The 17,068-nt window shown below is 65.3% G+C and carries 17 protein-coding genes; 12 read left to right on the top strand and 5 right to left on the bottom strand.

Going from position 1 to position 17,068, the window contains the following annotated elements; translation table 11 throughout:
• Positions 1 to 6: 6 nt before the first annotated feature.
• The 4 genes from TX79_RS01575 to TX79_RS01560 form a co-directional block, all read right to left on the bottom strand.
• Positions 7 to 237, bottom strand: coding sequence for a hypothetical protein (locus TX79_RS01575; RefSeq protein ID WP_049925324.1), 231 nt, complete (start codon positions 235 to 237; stop codon positions 7 to 9).
• A gap of 4 nt (positions 238 to 241) precedes the next feature.
• Complete coding sequence (locus tag TX79_RS01570) at positions 242 to 1,318, bottom strand: Mrp/NBP35 family ATP-binding protein (protein WP_049925323.1); 1,077 nt, start codon at positions 1,316 to 1,318, stop codon at positions 242 to 244.
• A 74-nt stretch (positions 1,319 to 1,392) separates the two neighbouring features.
• The gene (locus tag TX79_RS01565) at positions 1,393 to 2,601 is read right to left on the bottom strand and encodes a hypothetical protein (protein WP_049925322.1); all 1,209 of its coding nucleotides are present in this window, start codon (positions 2,599 to 2,601) and stop codon (positions 1,393 to 1,395) included.
• Between the two features lie 113 nt (positions 2,602 to 2,714).
• Positions 2,715 to 3,038, bottom strand: a complete 324-nt coding sequence (locus TX79_RS01560) for a hypothetical protein (RefSeq protein WP_049925321.1) — start codon at positions 3,036 to 3,038, stop codon at positions 2,715 to 2,717.
• Between the two features lie 126 nt (positions 3,039 to 3,164).
• On the opposite strand from TX79_RS01560, the gene TX79_RS01555 reads away from it, so the two are divergent.
• The 7 genes from TX79_RS01555 to cbiG all read left to right on the top strand — a co-directional run bounded on the left by TX79_RS01555 (position 3,165) and on the right by cbiG (position 11,549).
• Positions 3,165 to 3,551: a DUF5783 family protein gene (locus TX79_RS01555; RefSeq protein WP_049925319.1), complete on the top strand. Its 387-nt coding sequence runs from the start codon at positions 3,165 to 3,167 to the stop codon at positions 3,549 to 3,551.
• Positions 3,552 to 3,707: 156 nt separating this feature from the next.
• Positions 3,708 to 4,784 carry a DUF7283 family protein gene (locus TX79_RS01550; protein ID WP_049925318.1) on the top strand — a complete coding sequence of 359 codons (1,077 nt, stop codon included), beginning with the start codon at positions 3,708 to 3,710 and terminating at the stop codon, positions 4,782 to 4,784.
• Positions 4,762 to 5,256, top strand: coding sequence for a DUF7285 family protein (locus TX79_RS01545; protein WP_049925316.1), 495 nt, complete (start codon positions 4,762 to 4,764; stop codon positions 5,254 to 5,256). The genes TX79_RS01550 and TX79_RS01545 overlap by 23 nt, the downstream gene beginning before the upstream one ends.
• Complete coding sequence (locus tag TX79_RS01540; RefSeq protein ID WP_049925314.1) at positions 5,250 to 6,290, top strand: DUF7284 family protein; 1,041 nt, start codon at positions 5,250 to 5,252, stop codon at positions 6,288 to 6,290. The genes TX79_RS01545 and TX79_RS01540 overlap by 7 nt, the downstream gene beginning before the upstream one ends.
• Positions 6,290 to 9,412 carry a DUF7286 family protein gene (locus TX79_RS01535; protein WP_049925313.1) on the top strand — a complete coding sequence of 1,041 codons (3,123 nt, stop codon included), beginning with the start codon at positions 6,290 to 6,292 and terminating at the stop codon, positions 9,410 to 9,412. Before TX79_RS01540 ends, TX79_RS01535 begins: the two co-directional genes overlap by 1 nt.
• Before the next feature lie 84 nt (positions 9,413 to 9,496).
• Positions 9,497 to 10,333, top strand: coding sequence for a VOC family protein (locus TX79_RS01530; protein ID WP_049925311.1), 837 nt, complete (start codon positions 9,497 to 9,499; stop codon positions 10,331 to 10,333).
• A 250-nt stretch (positions 10,334 to 10,583) separates the two neighbouring features.
• Positions 10,584 to 11,549: a cobalt-precorrin 5A hydrolase gene (gene cbiG, locus TX79_RS01525; RefSeq protein WP_049925310.1), complete on the top strand. Its 966-nt coding sequence runs from the start codon at positions 10,584 to 10,586 to the stop codon at positions 11,547 to 11,549.
• Between the two features lie 145 nt (positions 11,550 to 11,694).
• Here the strand turns inward: cbiG and TX79_RS01520 are convergent, their stop codons facing one another.
• Entirely contained in the window at positions 11,695 to 12,546 is an 852-nt protein-coding gene (locus TX79_RS01520) for a hypothetical protein (RefSeq protein WP_049925309.1), read from the bottom strand.
• A gap of 285 nt (positions 12,547 to 12,831) precedes the next feature.
• Between TX79_RS01520 and TX79_RS01515 the strand changes: the two genes are divergently transcribed.
• The 5 genes from TX79_RS01515 to TX79_RS01495 are packed head-to-tail and all read left to right on the top strand — an operon-like array spanning position 12,832 to position 17,025.
• Positions 12,832 to 13,671, top strand: a complete 840-nt coding sequence (locus TX79_RS01515) for a precorrin-3B C(17)-methyltransferase (protein WP_230198523.1) — start codon at positions 12,832 to 12,834, stop codon at positions 13,669 to 13,671.
• An 18-nt stretch (positions 13,672 to 13,689) separates the two neighbouring features.
• Positions 13,690 to 14,793 carry a precorrin-3B C(17)-methyltransferase gene (gene cobJ / locus TX79_RS01510; RefSeq protein ID WP_049925307.1) on the top strand — a complete coding sequence of 368 codons (1,104 nt, stop codon included), beginning with the start codon at positions 13,690 to 13,692 and terminating at the stop codon, positions 14,791 to 14,793.
• 2 nt (positions 14,794 to 14,795) lie between these two features.
• A complete protein-coding gene (locus TX79_RS01505) occupies positions 14,796 to 15,062 on the top strand; it encodes a ferredoxin (RefSeq protein ID WP_049925306.1) in 267 nt (88 codons plus the stop codon).
• Positions 15,059 to 15,802: a hypothetical protein gene (locus TX79_RS01500; RefSeq protein ID WP_049925304.1), complete on the top strand. Its 744-nt coding sequence runs from the start codon at positions 15,059 to 15,061 to the stop codon at positions 15,800 to 15,802. Before TX79_RS01505 ends, TX79_RS01500 begins: the two co-directional genes overlap by 4 nt.
• Positions 15,799 to 17,025, top strand: coding sequence for a CbiX/SirB N-terminal domain-containing protein (locus TX79_RS01495; protein ID WP_049925303.1), 1,227 nt, complete (start codon positions 15,799 to 15,801; stop codon positions 17,023 to 17,025). Before TX79_RS01500 ends, TX79_RS01495 begins: the two co-directional genes overlap by 4 nt.
• Positions 17,026 to 17,068: the final 43 nt, after the last annotated feature.

The following is a 17,068-nucleotide window of genomic DNA, read 5'->3' as shown; positions in this document are numbered from 1 at the left end:
GGCCGATTACCGGTCGAGACCGCCGCGTTCGTTGACCTCGAGGATGAACTTGACGTTGCGGACGATCTCTTCGGGCGAGGTGTCCTCGTCCGGATCGTAGAGGTCGCTCGTCCGGTAGAGCACGTTCGCGAGTTGTTTGCTCTCGCTGGACTCGTCTCGGATCTCGTCGGCGACCTCCCGGAGCAGGGCGACGCGTTCGGGATCCGGCTCGAATCGGGTATCCGTCTCCTCGCTCATTGTATCACCGTCCGCTCGAGGTCGCTTCGGTTCCACGACTCTGTGCGACGGCCCGGCGGTGGACGATGCCGGTGTTGTTGGCGACGTTCTCGGTGATCGTCCGGAACGCCTCGCCGGTCGTCCCCTCGTCCGCGAGGACGGTCGGTTCGCCGCCGTCTCCGCCCTCACGGACTGCCGGGTCGAGCGGGATCGAGCCGAGAAACGGCATCTCGTGGGTGTCGGCGAACCGTTCGCCGCCGCCGGAGCCGAAGATGTCGTGGTCGTTCCCGCAGTCGGGACAGACGAACGTCGACATGTTCTCGGCGATGCCCAGGACGACTGTGTCGTGTTTGGCGAACATCTCCAGGCCCTTCCGGGCATCGTCCAGGGCAACGTCCTGGGGCGTCGTGACGATGACCGCGCCCGTGACCGGCATCGTCTGGAGCATCGTGAGTTGGGTGTCGCCGGTGCCCGGCGGGAGGTCGACGACGAGGTAATCGAGGTGGCCCCACTCGACGTCCTCCGTCAGTTGGGTGATCACCTTGTGAACCATCGGGCCGCGCCAGATGACTGGATCGTCTTCCCCCGTGAGGAAGGCCATGCTCATCAGCTTCACGCCGTACTTTTCGGGAGGAACGAGCGTTTCGTCCTCAGTTGCCTGGGGCGGTTCGTCCGCGTCGACCATCCGCGGCACGTTCGGCCCGTAGACGTCGGCGTCGAACAGGCCGACGCGCGCACCCAGATCCGCGAGTCCGGCCGCGAGGTTCACCGCGAGCGTCGATTTGCCGACGCCGCCCTTGCCCGACGCGACGGCGATGACGTTCTTCACGTTCGGCAGCACCTGTTCCTCGCTCGCGAGGTCGTCCCGGTCCGGCACGGTCGCCGACAGGTCGACCTCGAGGCCGGCGTCCGCGAGCGCCTCGCGGACCGCGGCGGCGATGTCCGATTCGGTGGGCGAGTAGGGCGCTCCGAGCGCGAGATCGACCGCGACGGACTCGTCGTCGACGGTGATCTCGTTGACGAGTCCGAGCGACACGATGTCGTCGCCGAGTTCGGGGTCCTCGACCGTCCGGAGGCGGTCGCGAACGGCGTCTTCGTCCATGTCACTAGCTACTTCCGGGCGTCGAAAAGGGTTGTGTTCGACTCGAGAGTTCGGTCGGAGCCTGGATCCGGCGATCACTCACGCGTGACTGGCTCGTCTCTATCCTGCCAGACGCTCTCCCCCTCGGGAACGCGTTCGCTGCCGAGGAGACCACCGATAACGCTCGGATCGTCGGGACCGTCCATGCGGTACAGATCCAGCGACGTGTCGTCGTCGTACGCGGTCGCCACCAGCAGCGAAATGAACTCCCGATCCGACGAGACACCGTCGGGACGGTCACCGATCGGTTTGCCGTCGGTGTCGACGAGTCGGCGGATAAATTCGTCGTTGTTCGCCGCCCAGAGCGCATCACCGTCGCGGCGGACGCACAGCACGTGACACCGGTCGTCCCTGTCGAGATCATCGGGGAATGTCGCGTAATCTATTCCCTCGAACGCGAAGGGGGCGTGTGTCTCACACACCACTACGTCGCTCGCCAGTTCGCCGTCCTCGAGGTCGCGGAACGGATCGACGTACGTACTCCGCTGGCGTTCGATCTCGGCCCGCAGGTCTGCGAGGGACTCCCCCTCGAAGAGGTACTCGTCAGTCGACGGAGCGGGACCGAGATCCACATCGTTACGGCCGGCATCCGGTACCGCTGCCTCGCGGAGAACGACAGCCCCGGTATCGAGGTCTCGAACGTTCCACGCGGGTGCCTCGAGCAGTCTGTCGCGACCGCCGAACCGCTCGTGGAACGGCTCGCCGAACACCGTCACCCATCCCAGCGTCTCGAGCCCGCTCTCCGGCGGCTTTCCCGCTACTGGAACCGGGTGAACGTCCTTGTACGGGTAGGGGAACCACGCGACGCAGAACCACGGGTCGATCTCGCCCGCGAGATCGGCGATCGCGTCGGCGAGCCGATCCGCACGATCACGGGCCACGTCTCGAGGAACGTCGTACTCTTCGAACGCGGCTTTTCTCGGTCCGTGGAGCGTCAACGGATTGTTCGTCTCGCCATCGAGATCGAATCGGATCTCCACGCGGAAGTCGTCGATCCGGCTCTCGATCGTCCCGCTGCCGCTGTCGGCGATCTCGCTGGTGACCTCGTCGAGCGTGGCGTCAGTATCGGTTTTCGTCTCACCGCCGACCACATACCGCCCTATCGTCTCGTCGCGGTCCTTGGAGTCAGAAGTCGTCTCGAAGCCGTTCGCTCGAAGTGATTCGACGGTCCGGCGGACGAACGCCGGGTTGTTCTCAACGCCGTCGACGAAGAACAGGCACCTCAGCGAGTACGTCTCACCCATACGTCGTTCTGATGTGGCAGTGTAATTATCTTTTTCCGAGAGGGGAGTTCCGTCGGTCTTCGCTTCGCCCTTGATTCATCGATTTCGGCAGACGCCGAACCGTCGGCCGGACCCTACGCGTTGAAATCGAACCGCGGCCCGCCGTAGGTCGGCGGATCGGGCTCGAGTTCGATCCCCTGTTCGTAGCGTACGAAGTTCAGGTAGAACGGCCGGCCGCAGCCCTCCACGGGGTCGCCCTCGAGATCGGTGACGGGCCCGTCCTCGCCGCAGAGGAACTCGATCCCGTCGGCCGACTCGCGGTCCGGATCGTCGGGCTCCGCATACTCCCACCCCGGTTGGGGGACCGTCGTGACCGAGCGGTCGGCCAGATCCGGCGGCCGCTCGAGACTGACGACGGCGTTGCAGTGGGGACAGGTGTAGCGGACGGTGACGCTCATCGCCGGCCCTAGGCGCGTGAGGACCGTAAGCCTGCGGGCATCGCTCGAGTCGGGGTCCCCGTTCCGGTCGACGCGTTCCCGGTCCGGTTCCCAACCGTTTACCGGCTCGCTCCCGCAGCGACTGCTATGAGCGACGGACCCACCGAGTTCGACCCCGAGAAGTTCGAGGACAAGTACGTCTACTACTTCGAGGAACTCGAGGCGGCGTACTCGCGGGCCTACCAGCAACTCCACGGGGAGTACGATTCGCGAGTGCTGAAGGCGATCGATCGACAGGTCCTCGCCGAGAGCGAACCGTTCTACGAGGCCAGCGCGGAGCCACGGTCCGCGGACGAGACGAGCGGGAAGAGTTCGGGAGCCGACCACGGCGAGTTCCGCGTGGAACTCCCCGACGACGTCGAGCAGCGGGTCGGTGCCGTCTCCGACCACGAGCAGTTCGACGAGGCCCTGACGGCTCTCGTCGACGGGATCGAACGGGAGTTACGGCGAACGTTCGGGTTCGACGAGGACTGACCGGGTCGATACTCGAGTCTCCGCCGATCGGGAGTAATAGCGGACGGTCACGCGCTGTCCGCACGTGTACTGCACGAACCCTTGGTACGTCGAAGAGACGTCTTGTCTCATTCAGGTTTTCCGGTTGTTTAAATACGGTTACGCGGCAGACCCGGTATGGATTTCGAGGCACCGGTCGACGCCTGGTACGTCTACGTGGCGGTGGTGATCATCACCGTCGCACTGGCCGGAATCGTCCTGGGCCTGCCGTCGGCCCCGCCGCCGGACGCCCAGCAGGCCGCAAACGCCATCGAAGGTGCGACCGCCACCGAATATTCCAGCGGGTCGACCTACGAACACGACGCGGAAACCGTGACCATCGATCGGCGGACGATCACGATGGAAAACGAACACGGAACGGCTCACGCGAGTTTCGCCTTCGGCACGGTCGTCCCCGTCAACGGCTACGACCGCCTCGAGAACCTCACCTACGGGACGCCGTTCGAGGCGGAGTTCGCCGACGAACTCGCCGATCCGCACACGGACGCGAAAGCGACGTTTTTCTCCCTCGTCGACGCCGCCGACGAACAGTACAGCGGGTCGGAACTCGTCGCCGACGGCGAACTCGTCGCCCGCACTGTCGCCGTCGAACCCGATCCGACCGTCGGACTCGAGGTCAAGGTCTCGAACAACGAGGCGTTCGCGGACGACCTCGAGGAGGGAGACGACGATCTCGAGGACGAATCGTTCGCGATTCCCGGCACCGTCGAACTCAGACCGCACGGCAGTCCCGAGAACGGGACGAACGTCACCGTCTACGGAACGACGCTGACGGACGAACTCGACGTCGACGATCCGGACGGCTGGTTCGAGTTCATCTATACCTCGGCCCTCTGCTTTCTCTCGGACGACTACTGCGACGACGAACCGGACGTCGAGCCGTACGACGAGGTGACCGAACCGATCGCGAACCTCAGCGCCAGCCCGCACCACGAGATCACGCTCGTGGAAGGGGATCTCGACGACGTGACCGACACCGACGCGGACGAGGTCGAGGTGTGGGCCGGCACCTACGATCTCGTCGTCGAGGCAACCGGGGCCGACTTCGGTTCGTGTTCCGCCCCCATCAGCGCCGACGACGCCGGCGAGTGGATCGAGGTCTGTGGTCCCGACCTCTCCGTCGGTTCGTTCGACGATCCTCACTGGCACGACGATCGAGGAGGTGTTCACTATGTCACGCTCGTCACGGTCTAGGGGCCAGACGGAGCCGCTCGCGGCGATGCTGGCCGTCTCGATATTCGCCATCGCGCTCGGGCTGTATGCGGCGGCGACCCAGCCGCTGTTGCCCGGGTTCAGCGAGGCGACGACGGCCGACGAGACGATCGACCGCGTCTGGGACGATATCGCGGACGACGGGATCTTTCACGCCTCGGACGGCTTCGATCCACTCGTCTATCGCATCGAGGGCGACACGCTTCCGGCCGGTTCGTCCGTCTACGTGACGGTCACGGCAGTCGACGGCGGCGAGTACCGACAGGTCGATGCAGCGGGATTCCCGTCCGGGTACACCAACGAGACGGATCCCAGCGACGTGCTCGAGTTCAACCAGTACCTCGCGGCGGAAGGGACCCCCGAGGACGCCAGCGTCGCGACGCGGTCGATCCCGGTCGCCCTCGAGAACGAGGCCGACGTTCGCTCCGGCACGCTCCGGGTGGAAGTATGGTAGGTCGCGACCGGGCGATTTCGACCGTGGTCGACGTCTGCCTGGCGTTGTTGATCGTCAGTGCGACCGTGACGCTGATCGGCGTCTACCTCCACGACGGTGACCGGTCGATCGAGGGCGATCGCGGCGACCAGGCCCTGGAAACCCTCTCGGGGTCGACGGTGACGATCACCTACGACCTCAACGCGTCCAACGAGTCGGGCCACGCCGCCACGGAGATCGACAACTACGACCTCCCCGAGAATCTCGAACCCGAGAACGTCAGTGAGCTGTACAACGTCACCACGTACGGCGCTGCGACCGATCTACTCGGCGAGGCCGCACGGTCGAACCTCCAGATCGAGGGGGCAGGGCTGTTCGCCTATGGCGACGAGGTCGAACGATCGGTCGAGGCCGCGATCGGCGATCGACTCGTCGGCAGCGAGGGCCACGTCTACGCCGTCGCCACCTGGGAACCGTACGACGGGGCCGGGATCAACGGCACGGCGACCGCGGGAACGCGACCGCCGTCGACCGCGGACGTCTCGAGTGCGACGACGACGATATCGTCGAACGTTCCGGCACCCGATCCGGACGCGCTGGTCGACGATTTCGACCAGAACTCGTTCGAGGGGGGCGTCGAGGACGGGTTCGACCTGATCGCCGAACACGTCGCCGACGCCATCCTCGAGGGGTACTTCCCGCCCGAACGGACGCAGTACACCCTCGAATCGTCGCTGACGGAGAACGCAGTGACGTTGTACAACTACCGACAGGTCGCCGACGCCGTCGGCGTCGACGTCGAGGACGAGATTACCGGGACGAAGCCGAACGCAGCGGACGCAAACGACCTGCTGAGTGGTTCACCGGGCGACGACGGGCTGACGGCCGTCGTCGCCGACGATCTGCGCAACAGTTCGGCCGGCGAGCAGATCCAGTCGACCTACGAGTCGTTCGGCGAGGAGCTCGATCCAGCGGAGGCGGACGCACTCGCCGAGACCATTTCGGAATGTATCGAACCGGAGACGATCGACATCACCGTCCAGACCTGGGGCTAATGTCACGACGCAATCGCTCACGACGGGAGGGATCGATTACGATCGGAGACCGCGGCCACGTGCCGTTCGCGATGATCGCGGTTCTGTTGCTCGTCTCGAGCATCGGCGTCGTCGCCGTCCTCGAGCAACGATCGGAGCCGACGGTCGACCACGACGCGGACCGCCTGCTGGATCGTACCGAAGTCGCAGCACAGAGCGAACTTCGATCGGCAGTGCTAGAGGCGACCCACCAGGCCGGCGCTGCACCGATCAACACGACCGACAACAGTACCGTGCCTGCTATCGTGGAGACGGACGACCAGACCGAGGCGTTCGAGAACTACGTGAAATTGCTGATCTACGTCGAAGCGGTCGATCGGCTCCCCAGGGCGGGACAGACCGCTGGCCCCGAGGCTCGCTCGTCGGTCTCGCTGCAATCGGTCTCTAACGAGACCGAATCGGGCGCACTGTCACCGAGTCGGGCCATCGAACTGGTCGATCTGGAGGTCGGTTACTTCGACGACGGGCTCGAGGAGGGAATCGTCGACGTGACCCTGCACGGGGTGGAGTTCGACGCCGAGGTCGGCCGCGAGGACGTGCCGATGGAGACGCGTTCGGTCAGTACGCAGGTGGGGACGCCGGTGTTCGAGTTGAACGAGAAGCGTCAGGAGTACGAGAGCGAACTCAACAGGGACTTCGCCGAGTTCGATGGGTTACCGGATCCGACCAGCCTCGACGGGCTCGGGCAGGAACTGGCGGGTCGGCTCTACCCGATCGCCTACATGAAGGCGACCTGGAACCGGTTCGGCGAACCGACCCTGACGTCCGACGATCAGTCCTTCGAGGAGATACTCGGCATCGATCACACGGAGGTACTCGCAAACCACGCCATCTTCGCCGTCCAGGAGGACGTCTTCGGTACGCGCGATCCGTACGCCGACCGGACGATGCGACCACAGTACCTCTGTATGAGTCTCGACCTCGCGACGACGATCAGCGACGTCGACCTCGGCGGAGAGGGAGGCGACGTCGTCCCCGACGGCAACAACACGTTCACGGACGGTCTCGAGGAGCAGGCGGAGTCCGTCGAGGGCGGTGAATTCGACGACGAAGCGGGCAACGCCTCCGTCCCGGTGGACGAGGACACGGACTTTCAGCAGGAACTCTGTGAGGACGACGGGTTGTACAACGAGTGGATCTTCGGCGACCAGGCGACGGGCGAACTTCCCGAGGTGCCGCCGATGTCCGAACTGATCCAGGACGGCATCGAGAGCATGGACGTCGCGGACCAGGAGATCGAAGTTCCGGTCACGGAGTTCGCACAGGCGACGTACTACGAGTATCAACTCTCGGAAGCGACCGACCCGGTCGCGTACCTCCAGGAGCAAGCGGACGCCATCCAGGGCGACGTCGAGGACGCCGGTGGAACCGTCGAGGAAGACGTCGACGTCGACGACTTCGATCACGGCGGCGACTCGTACAACAGGGATCTGGCCGACATCAGCGACGACCTCTACGAACTCGGCGTCTCGATCGTCACGGACTCTAACGCCGGGACGCCACCGACTCCGGAGACACCTCCTGGTTACGAGGACGACGGCGAGTTGGTCGCGGAGGTCGTCGACAACGTGACGATCGAATCCGTCAGTCACGACCCTATGCCGGACGGCGACGAGTACACTCGCCCGATCCACCACCTCGAGGCGAACGCGACGGTAAACGTGACGACGACCCACGAGTTCGAAGCGATCGACAAGAACGTCACGAGTCCCAATACCACGATCAGATCGGCCACCGGTCCCATCGAGGTGTCGGTCAACAGCACGATCGAGAGCGAGTACGGAATCGACGACGGCGGCCGCTACTTCGTTCGTCCGGACGAGTTCGAAGTCGATACCGCGCCGATCGCAACTGATTACGGGAGCCACGAGAACGCCACGTTCCGTCCGGGATTCGAGACCGCACTCCTCGCGTTGACGACCGTCGACAACTACGACGACGCGGCCGACGAGATCGCGAGTAGCCTCGAGTCGGCACTCGAGAGCGCGGAGCCGAGTTCGCTCGAGACGGCGGCCACCAGCATCGGGCCGTCGAACGCCGGGACGATCTCGGCGGACGAGGTCCTCCCGGACGACGCGAAAGACGACCTCCTCGAGTCGCTGGACGACGAACTCGAGGACGTCCACGAGGCGTTCGACGACGCCTGGGAGGAGGATCCCTACCACATGAAACTCAGCGACGCGGTCGACGAAGACGACAGCCCGCCAGAGCGGGTCAAAGAACACATCAAGGACGCGATAGAGCCACAGCTCGTCGACGGCGGGCCGTACGAAACGCCGGAGGAGAAGGCGAAACAACAGGTCAGGCGGGCCTACTTCGACCGGCTTTACTACTGGCTGGACCTGTTCGGCGACGAATACAGCGGCTATCTGGGATCGGTAAACGACGAGATCGACAACAAAACCGATGGTGCGATCGACGGCCTGAACGAGGTCCTGGATTTCGTGCAAGGCTTCGCCAACGCCGATTTCGATCCCGATCCCGAGCAACTCCGCGGCTCGCCGGTGCTCGACGACGCCCACTACGAGGTGTCCGGCGCACCGACCTACCTGTCGGCGTCGGCGGTCGACCGAAACGTGAGCGCGGCCGTCCGACCGGCCAACGCGACTGTCCTGGATACCGACGTTCCGACTGACTTCCAGCACGATCCGCTGTCGATCCAAACGGAACAACAGTTCGAGTGGCCCGGGTTCGAGGTCGCCCCGTTTCCCAATAGCTGGTACGCCACGCTCAACGTCTGGAACGTCACCGTCAACGGGGAGTACGCCCGCCTCGAGGTGAGTTCGACGGTGGGCGATCCGGCCGACAGCGACCGGTTGACCTACCTCGCCGAGGAGCGTCCCGTGGAGGTCGAACTGCCCGACGGTTCGACGGTTCAGGCTGGCCGCAACGAGGCCGTCGACTTCGAGACGGGATCGGACGTGGTCGTAATCGTGCCGGGACTCATCATGCCCAAAGGGGGACCGGTCGCAGCCGCCGCCGACAGCGTGGCCGACGGCGACGACGAGCCGATCTGTTCGCCGACGTGGGAAGCCGTTGGACCGGACGCACCCTCCGATTCGGCGGAGTGTCTCCTCGAGTGACCGGTCCGATCGAGCCCTCGTTTCGAGTGCCCGGCCGACGAACCGTACGCAGAGCTATATCGTCGTCCGGGTTCAACGACGGCTATGGAGACGCTCCCTGACGGCACGCGGATCGGGCGAACGGCACTTCGCGTCTCGGACGTCGAAGCGGAACTCGAGTTCTACAGGGACGTCGTCGGCCTCGAAGTACTGAATCGGACGGCGTCGAGGGTGACGCTCGGCGTCGACGACGCGTCGCGTCTCGTCCTGGAGGACGACGGGAACGAATCTCGACGGGGTCGAGAGGCTGCCGGACTCTATCACGTCGCCTTCAGGATGCCAACGCGGGCGGCGCTGGGCGATGCACTCGGTCGGATTCGGGATCGCTGGCACCTCGAGGGGGCGTCCGATCACCGGGTAAGCGAAGCCCTCTATCTCACCGATCCGGACGGAAACGGCGTGGAGATCTACCGCGATTACCCGCGCGAGGAGTGGCCCAGAACCGACGACGGGCGGATTCGCATGGCGACCGACCCGCTGGATCTCGAAGCCCTCGAAGCGGCAGCGACGGGCGAGTCGTCGGCACTACCAGGGACGACAATCGGACACGTTCACCTCGAGGTGACCTCGTTGGAGGCGTTCGAAACGTTCTACGTCGAGACGCTCGGGTTCGACGTGCAGGCGACCGTCCCGGGTGCGACGTTCGTCTCGGCCGGCGGCTACCACCATCACATCGGGGCGAACACGTGGAACCGGCGAACGAACCCCGCCGACGGTCGGGGGCTCTCCTGGTTCGAACTCGTCGTACCCGAGGGGCGAGCCGTCGAGGCGCTCCGGGAGCGGTTGCGGGAACGCGAGCGTCCACTACGGGAGGCGGACGACGGCTTCGTGGTCGTCGATCCCGACGGTATCGACGTTCGGATTCGACCCGGATCGCCGTAGCCGACGAAGTCGTACGAACGCGGCAACCGAACGGTCGACGGTCGTTCTGCGACTCTGGGGGTTCGGACCGCAGTCCGTTTCGACGTTCTATTCCCAGGACGGAGTACCGTGAACTAGCCGGTGTAATCGCTTCGCTCCGGTCTCGACCGAAGATCAACTATCATTGTATATGGGAAACGTAGGTTGTATTAGGGATGAGCGAGTCGGTATACCTCGTGAGCGCGAGACCAAATCGTCACGGAGGGATCCGATGAGTTCAGGAACGGACGAGGACGGCGGCCACTGTGCGACGCCGGACAGCGACGGCGAGGTCGCGGAGGAGATCGCGATCGTCGCTTTCGAGCGCAAGATGGAGACCGCCGAGGAGATCGAGGCGGAACTCGAGGATCGCTACGAAACGATCGATATCGTCGAGTACCACGGTGACGTCTTCGAGGAGCACTGGGGCGAGTACGACTGCTTCGTCGGTCTCATGGCTTCGGGAATCGCCATGCGGAAGACGGCTCACCTGCTCGACGACAAGTGGGATGACCCTGCCATCTGCGTCGTCGACGAGGAGTTGACGTGGGCGATCCCGATCACCGGCGGCCACCACGGGGCCAACCAGGTCGCCCAGGACCTGGCGACGATGGGGGCCGTACCGGCGATGACAACGGCCTCGGAGGCCGCCGGCAAGCAGGGCGTCGAGTCCAAGGCGAAGGCGATGGACGCCCACGTCGTCAACGGCGACTCCACGGTGAAGACGAATCTCGCCGTTCTCGACGACGATCTCGGGCCAGTTGCCCGACTCGACGGCCCGAAAGCCGTGCTGGTCGGCGACGACGTGACCGTCCTCAAGCGCAACAAAGACGACGGCGTCGTCCTCGGGACGGGTAGCGTTTCGGGGGCCAGCAAGGACGCCTTCCTCGCCGCGTGGGAGGAAGCCCTCGAGCGAACCGACTACGATTTCGAGGACGTGGAGTTCGTCGGCACCGCGACCCGGAAGGAAGACGAGGAGGGACTGCTCGAGGCGGCCCAGGAACTCGATCTGGGCGTCGTCACCTTCGACAAGGAGACCCTGCTCGATCACGAGGGGCCGACGCCCTCGAAGTCCAAGGAACTGATCGGCTGGCCCGGCGTCTCCGAGGCGTCGGCGATCGCAGGCGGCCGCGAGGGGGAACTGGTTCTCGAGAAGATGAGCTACGAGGACGAGGTGACGGTGGCGATCGGCCGCTAACGGTGGAACCACTGCCCTAGACGGTTCCGACTCCGATTTGTTCGACGGGGTTTCGTCCGGAACCGTGCTAGTGCCGACTCCGGTTCGTTCGACCGATTTCCGTCGAAACCGTGCTGGTGCCGACTCCGTCTGTTCCGATGCCGCGCTAGTGATCCGTCAGCTCCGGTCGCAGGACGTACTCGATCGTCATCGCTGCGGCGTCCGTATCGATCCGCAGTGCCGGATCGACGAACGTCACGTCACCGGTTTCGGGATCGACGCCGAACCGGAACTCGACGTCGGTGGTCGCGTCGCGGAGGTCCCCTGCGTCGATCTCGACGGGATCCGTGCCTATCGTTTGCTGAACGGTTTTCGTGAGATATCGGGCGATGAGGTCGTCGCTCGGGTCGAGTGCTAGCTCGTAGATCGTGGCCAGGGTCTCGTCGCCCCGACTCCCACGATCGCGAACGACTATGTCTTCGACCTCGGCCCGCAGCAGTTCTTCGAGTTCGTTCCGGACGGACTCGTACGTCCACTCGGTTCTGTCCGCCAGTTCGATCTCGAACGTCCGGCCGAGATCCGCTTCCGTTACGTCCTCGAGTTCGACCGAGTCCTCGCCCACTCGAAGGAAGAGCGTCCCGTCGCCGGCGGTGAACTCGTACGTTCGGTCCCGAACGCGATCACCGTCGATCCGGCGCTCGTACGCGGCGTCGCCGTCGGGTTGCGCGACGGAGAACCGTCCCTCGAGGTGATGGTACACCCTCTCGTCTCCCCGACGGTCGTCGACCGTTAGCTCGAAGCGGTGGTCTCGCCACGTTTCGAACGTTTCCGCCGCGTCCCGTCGAACGTCGCTATACGTCGACTCGTCCGTCTCGTCGTCCCCGTTCGTCGCGGTTGCTCCCTCGTCGTCGCTGTCGCTCGATGCCGGAGTCTCGTCGCCGCTCCTCGAGAAACAGCCTGCTACCGCCGACAGGAAACCGACAGTCGCGAGAGCGGTAACCGACCGCCTGTCGATCATGTGGAAACTCTGGTTTCGATTCGGAGTCCGATCTGATTACAGTTCGCATTCTGTCGGTGGCGACCGGCCCGACCGCTCCGGAAAGAGCATTCAGGCCATCGCTTCTCCGACGTCCGGTGTTTCGAATCGCTACCACTCACGACGGCAGCGGACCGAAAACGATCAACGACGCTGTAAAAGTACACTTGACTTAGCACAAGCGTAATTGTTTTATTGGAACGCAGTGGTTGTGCTACACGTGCACCAGAGACGACAAACCGTTCGATCGGATCGGGTGATTCGGGCGTGACTGAGCAGGGCCGTGGCACGCTGTACGTCGTTGGTATCGGTCCCGGCCTCCCGGATCACATGACGGTGAAAGCCAAGCGGGTCATCGAGTCCGCGGACGTGGTCATCGCTTCGAGCCTCTATCAGGAGTTCCTGCGGGCCGACGGAACGATTCCACCGGAGGAACGAACCGACGAGGACGGGATCGCCACCCGAGACGATGGCTTCGAGCAGGAGATCGTTCGCTCGACGATGGGGCGACAGATCGAACTCGCCCGCGCGGCGTTCGACTACGTCCGCGAGGGCAAAGACGTGGCTCACGTCTCGGGCGGCGACCCCTCCGTCTACGGCAAGTCCGACCTCATCTTCAAGATGGCCGAGGAGGACGACGCGACGGACGTGCCGATCGAGGTCGTCCCCGGCATGACGGCGGCGCTGGGCGGCGCGGCGAACGTCGGCGCGCCGCTGTGTAACGACTTCTGTACGGTCTCGCTGTCGGACAAGTGGCGCGGCTGGGACGAAATCGAGGAGAAGCTGCGCGCCGCCGCGATCAGCGACTTCGTGATCGTCCTCTACAACTGCTGGCGCAACTACGAGCAGGCGGTCGAGATCGTCCGGGAGGAGCGGACCGACGACGCCTACGTGGCGATCGTCAACGACGCGGGCCGCGCGGACGCCGGCCGCAACGGCGAGAGCCACTTCATCACGACGCTGGGCGAGGCCGCCGACCACGACGACAAGGTGTCGGGAATGGGCACCTCGCTGATCATCGGCAACCACGAGACCGAAACCTGGTGCAACGACGATCGAACGTACCTCGTCACCCCGCGCGGCGGACGTGACGTCGACGACTTCTAACGAGTGACTGGAATCACCATGAGCACGGACATCGACTCCGACGCTGACGGCGAATCGACATCCAACTGTGGCGCATCGACCGACACTGAAACGGAGACTTCGAGCTCATCCAAATGCGGGGCCTCGAGCGACACCGGAACTGAAACCGAAGCTGGTCCCTCGAGTTCCAGCGCTGACTCGAGTTCAGGTTCAAAGTGCGGCGCTTCGACCAACGACGATTCGAGTAGCTCCAAATGCGGCGCTTCGAGTTCGTCGTCCTCGAGCGGGTCGAAGTGCGGTGCCTCGAGTTCCGACGACGACTCCAGCAACGAAAAGGAGGTCGGCGCGACGATCGAGGACTTCGATGCCGATCCCGGCCGACTGGTCGCCGTCGGCCTCGGACCCGGCCATCCGGAGGGGATGACCGAGCGCGCAAAGGACGCCCTGCTCGAAGCCGACCACATCGTCGGCTACACGACCTACATCGAACTCATTCCGGACGAGATCACCGAGCAGGCCGACGACATCTACGACACGCCGATGTGTGGCGAGGTCTCCCGCACGGAGGAGTCGATCGACCGGGCGCTGGCGGGCAACGACGTCGCCATCGTCGGCAGCGGCGACCCCAACGTCTACGCGCTGGCCGGACTGGCCCTCGAGATCCTCGAGTCGAAGGGGGCGACGGCTTCGATGGTCGACTTCGAGGTCGTGCCCGGTGTTCCGGCGGCCCAGTCCTGTGCGGCCCGCCTCGGAGCTCCCCTCGTGAACGACACGGTCTCGATCTCGCTGTCGGACCACCTCGTGCCGATGCCGGAGATCGAGTCGCGCCTACACGCCGTGTCGAGCGAGAACTTCGCGATCACGATCTACAACCCGTGGAGCCGCAAGCGCCGCGAGAACTTCCAGAAGGCCTGCGAGATCCTCCTCACGCACCGGGACCCCGACACGCCCGTCGGCATCGTCCACGGTGCCGGTCGCGAGGACGAGCAGGTGATGATCACCGAACTCGCCGAACTCGAGGACTTAGGCGAGAGCGAGATCATCGACATGACGACGACGATCGTCGTCGGCACCGAGGACACCTACGTCTGGGACGACCGGATGGTCACACCCCGAGGCTACGAGACGAAGTACGACTACTAGCCATGCCACGATACGAAGTCACCATCGAGAAAGCGGCCTGTGACGGCATCTTCGCCTGTCTGACCCGCGACCCGCGCTTTGTCGAGGGCGAGGACGGCCTCGCGACGGTCGATCCGGACGCGGATCCAGTCTACGACTGCGAGGGCCAGGTCGCCGACACCGACGAACGGGTCGTCGCCACGTTCGACGACGACCGCATCGACGAGGCCCAGCAGGCCGCGGCGGCCTGTCCGACGGACGCCATCGTCGTCCGGGAGGTGGACGAATGAGCGACGCCGAAACGCCAGGTGATTCGAGCGACGGGGGCGACCGCCTGCTCGAGATCGACGCCCCGACCGATCCGCTCGCCGGCCATCCGGCGACGGCGTACTTCTGGGGCCACGTCGCCGGCAGCGGAACGGTGAGCGACGACGGTCTCGAGGTCGTCGCCAACGACGAGGCGTCAGCGCAGGTGCTCGCGGCCGTTGCGGGTGGCGAGGTCGATCACGACAGGACGACCCACGAGTACGCCCACGATCCGTCGATCACGCGGACCGAGGACGAGTACACGGTCGCGGTGACGGCGGCTGCGGGCGACGAGGACGACCTTCTCGGTCGGACCAGCCGCCTCGGACTCCCCGTCGACGGCCGGGGCAACTACCGGTTCGAGGCCTTCTCGAGCCACGAGCGGGAACTGCTGCGTGGCCTCCTCGAGGGCTGTGGCACGGTTTGTTTCAAGTCCTCCAGCGGGACCGTCGGCATCTCGTTCGTCCACGAGGAGCGGGCCCTGCTCGAACGCGTCCAGACGTTACTCGAAGCCTGCCCCGTGGAGACACCATACGGCGACCTCGGCACGACCTCCTCCGGCGGCTTCTGGTTCGGCGTCGACGACGAGGCGGCACCGGCCTTCGGGGGATGGCTGTACGAGGACTGCGAGCGAACCGGGCTGTACGCGCCGAGTCGTCGACGGAAACTCGAGCGAAGCCTCGAGCAGGCCGAAATCGAGGACCGCACGCCGCTGGGACCATGAGCCAGTCGGAGACGGCCGCGCCGACCCCGGGAGGCGACGACGAGGCCATCCTGGTCGTCGGCCACGGCTCGCGCCGCGAGAAGTCGAACGAACAGGTTCGGACGCTCGCGGCGGGTCTCGAGTCCCGGATCGGGGTTCCCGCACAGCCCGCCTTCCTCGAACTCGCAACGCCGTCGATCGAGGAGGCGTTCGCGGAACTGGCACCGATCGCATCGCGGGTCACCGTCGTCCACTGCTCGCTGTTCGCCGCGAGCCACGTCAAGAACGACGTCCCGCTGGCGATCGAACAGGCACGCGCCGAACACGACCTCGTGATCGACAACGGCGGGCCGCTGGGCATCCATCCGGCGATCGTCGACCTGCTCGACGATCGGGCCGACGCCGTCGAACGCGACCTCGGGGTCGACCGGGAGACCGAGGACGTGTCGGTCGTCCTCTGCGGGCGGGGCTCGAGCGACCCGGACGCCAACGCTGACGTCCACAAACTGGCCCGGTTGCTCTACGAGGGTCGTGCGTTCGATCGCGTCGAGGCGACGTTCGTGGGCGTCACGGAACCGACGCTCGAGGAGACGCTTCACGGCCTCGCGAAACATCGCCCGGATGCGGTCGTCGTTCTCCCCTACATGCTCGGGGACGGCGTGCTCACCCAGCGGGTCCGGGACTGGACCGCGGAGTTCGACGAGGAGTACCCCTACGTCGACGCGCTGGCCGGCGACCCCCTCGGGACCGACTCGCGGCTGCTGGACGTCTTCGCGGATCGCTGGCAGGAGGCCCGAACCGACAGCGTCGAGATGTCCTGTGACACGTGCAAGTACAAGGTCGGCCTCGAGGGTTACGAGGAGGACGTCGGCGGCGCTCGCGCGATGTTGCGCGCGCTGGCCCACCAGGAGGCCCACGCCGATCGCGAGGACGTCGACGACGACCCCCACAGCCACGACGCGCCCGAAAAGCACGTCGCGGTCTGTACGAACCGGACCTGTGCCGGGATGGGGTCGCCGGCCGTCCTCGAGCGCCTACGACAGGAAGCCCGCGATTCCGAGCATTGCGACGCCCGCATCACGCGGTCGTCCTGTCTCGGCCGCTGTGGCGACGGACCGATGGTCGCGGTCTACCCCGACGGCGTCTGGTACGGCGACGTCGACCCGGAGGACGCGGAACGAATCGTCGCCGACCACCTCGATCGCGATCGGATCGTCAGCGATCTGGTCGACCAACTGCTGTAGCTTCAGTCGAATCGTCCGCGAATCACCGTCGTATCGCCCGCAA

The sequence above is a fragment of the Halopiger goleimassiliensis genome, assembly GCF_000455345.1.
Taxonomy (GTDB): domain Archaea; phylum Halobacteriota; class Halobacteria; order Halobacteriales; family Natrialbaceae; genus Halopiger_A; species Halopiger_A goleimassiliensis.
The sequence above is the reverse complement of the archived record's forward strand: the minus strand, read 5'-3'. Positions and strand labels throughout refer to the sequence as shown.

Coding starts and splice junctions, on each gene's coding strand:
- TX79_RS01505 (WP_049925306.1), top strand. CDS start 14,796: ATGCCACGATACGAAGTCACCATCGAGAAAGCGGCCTGTGACGGCATC.
- TX79_RS01545 (WP_049925316.1), top strand. CDS start 4,762: ATGTCACGCTCGTCACGGTCTAGGGGCCAGACGGAGCCGCTCGCGGCG.
- TX79_RS01520 (WP_049925309.1), bottom strand. CDS start 12,546: ATGATCGACAGGCGGTCGGTTACCGCTCTCGCGACTGTCGGTTTCCTG.
- TX79_RS01555 (WP_049925319.1), top strand. CDS start 3,165: ATGAGCGACGGACCCACCGAGTTCGACCCCGAGAAGTTCGAGGACAAG.
- TX79_RS01540 (WP_049925314.1), top strand. CDS start 5,250: ATGGTAGGTCGCGACCGGGCGATTTCGACCGTGGTCGACGTCTGCCTG.
- cbiG (WP_049925310.1), top strand. CDS start 10,584: ATGAGTTCAGGAACGGACGAGGACGGCGGCCACTGTGCGACGCCGGAC.
- TX79_RS01535 (WP_049925313.1), top strand. CDS start 6,290: ATGTCACGACGCAATCGCTCACGACGGGAGGGATCGATTACGATCGGA.
- TX79_RS01550 (WP_049925318.1), top strand. CDS start 3,708: ATGGATTTCGAGGCACCGGTCGACGCCTGGTACGTCTACGTGGCGGTG.
- TX79_RS01565 (WP_049925322.1), bottom strand. CDS start 2,601: ATGGGTGAGACGTACTCGCTGAGGTGCCTGTTCTTCGTCGACGGCGTT.
- TX79_RS01500 (WP_049925304.1), top strand. CDS start 15,059: ATGAGCGACGCCGAAACGCCAGGTGATTCGAGCGACGGGGGCGACCGC.
- TX79_RS01560 (WP_049925321.1), bottom strand. CDS start 3,038: ATGAGCGTCACCGTCCGCTACACCTGTCCCCACTGCAACGCCGTCGTC.
- TX79_RS01575 (WP_049925324.1), bottom strand. CDS start 237: ATGAGCGAGGAGACGGATACCCGATTCGAGCCGGATCCCGAACGCGTC.
- TX79_RS01495 (WP_049925303.1), top strand. CDS start 15,799: ATGAGCCAGTCGGAGACGGCCGCGCCGACCCCGGGAGGCGACGACGAG.
- cobJ (WP_049925307.1), top strand. CDS start 13,690: ATGAGCACGGACATCGACTCCGACGCTGACGGCGAATCGACATCCAAC.
- TX79_RS01530 (WP_049925311.1), top strand. CDS start 9,497: ATGGAGACGCTCCCTGACGGCACGCGGATCGGGCGAACGGCACTTCGC.
- TX79_RS01570 (WP_049925323.1), bottom strand. CDS start 1,318: ATGGACGAAGACGCCGTTCGCGACCGCCTCCGGACGGTCGAGGACCCC.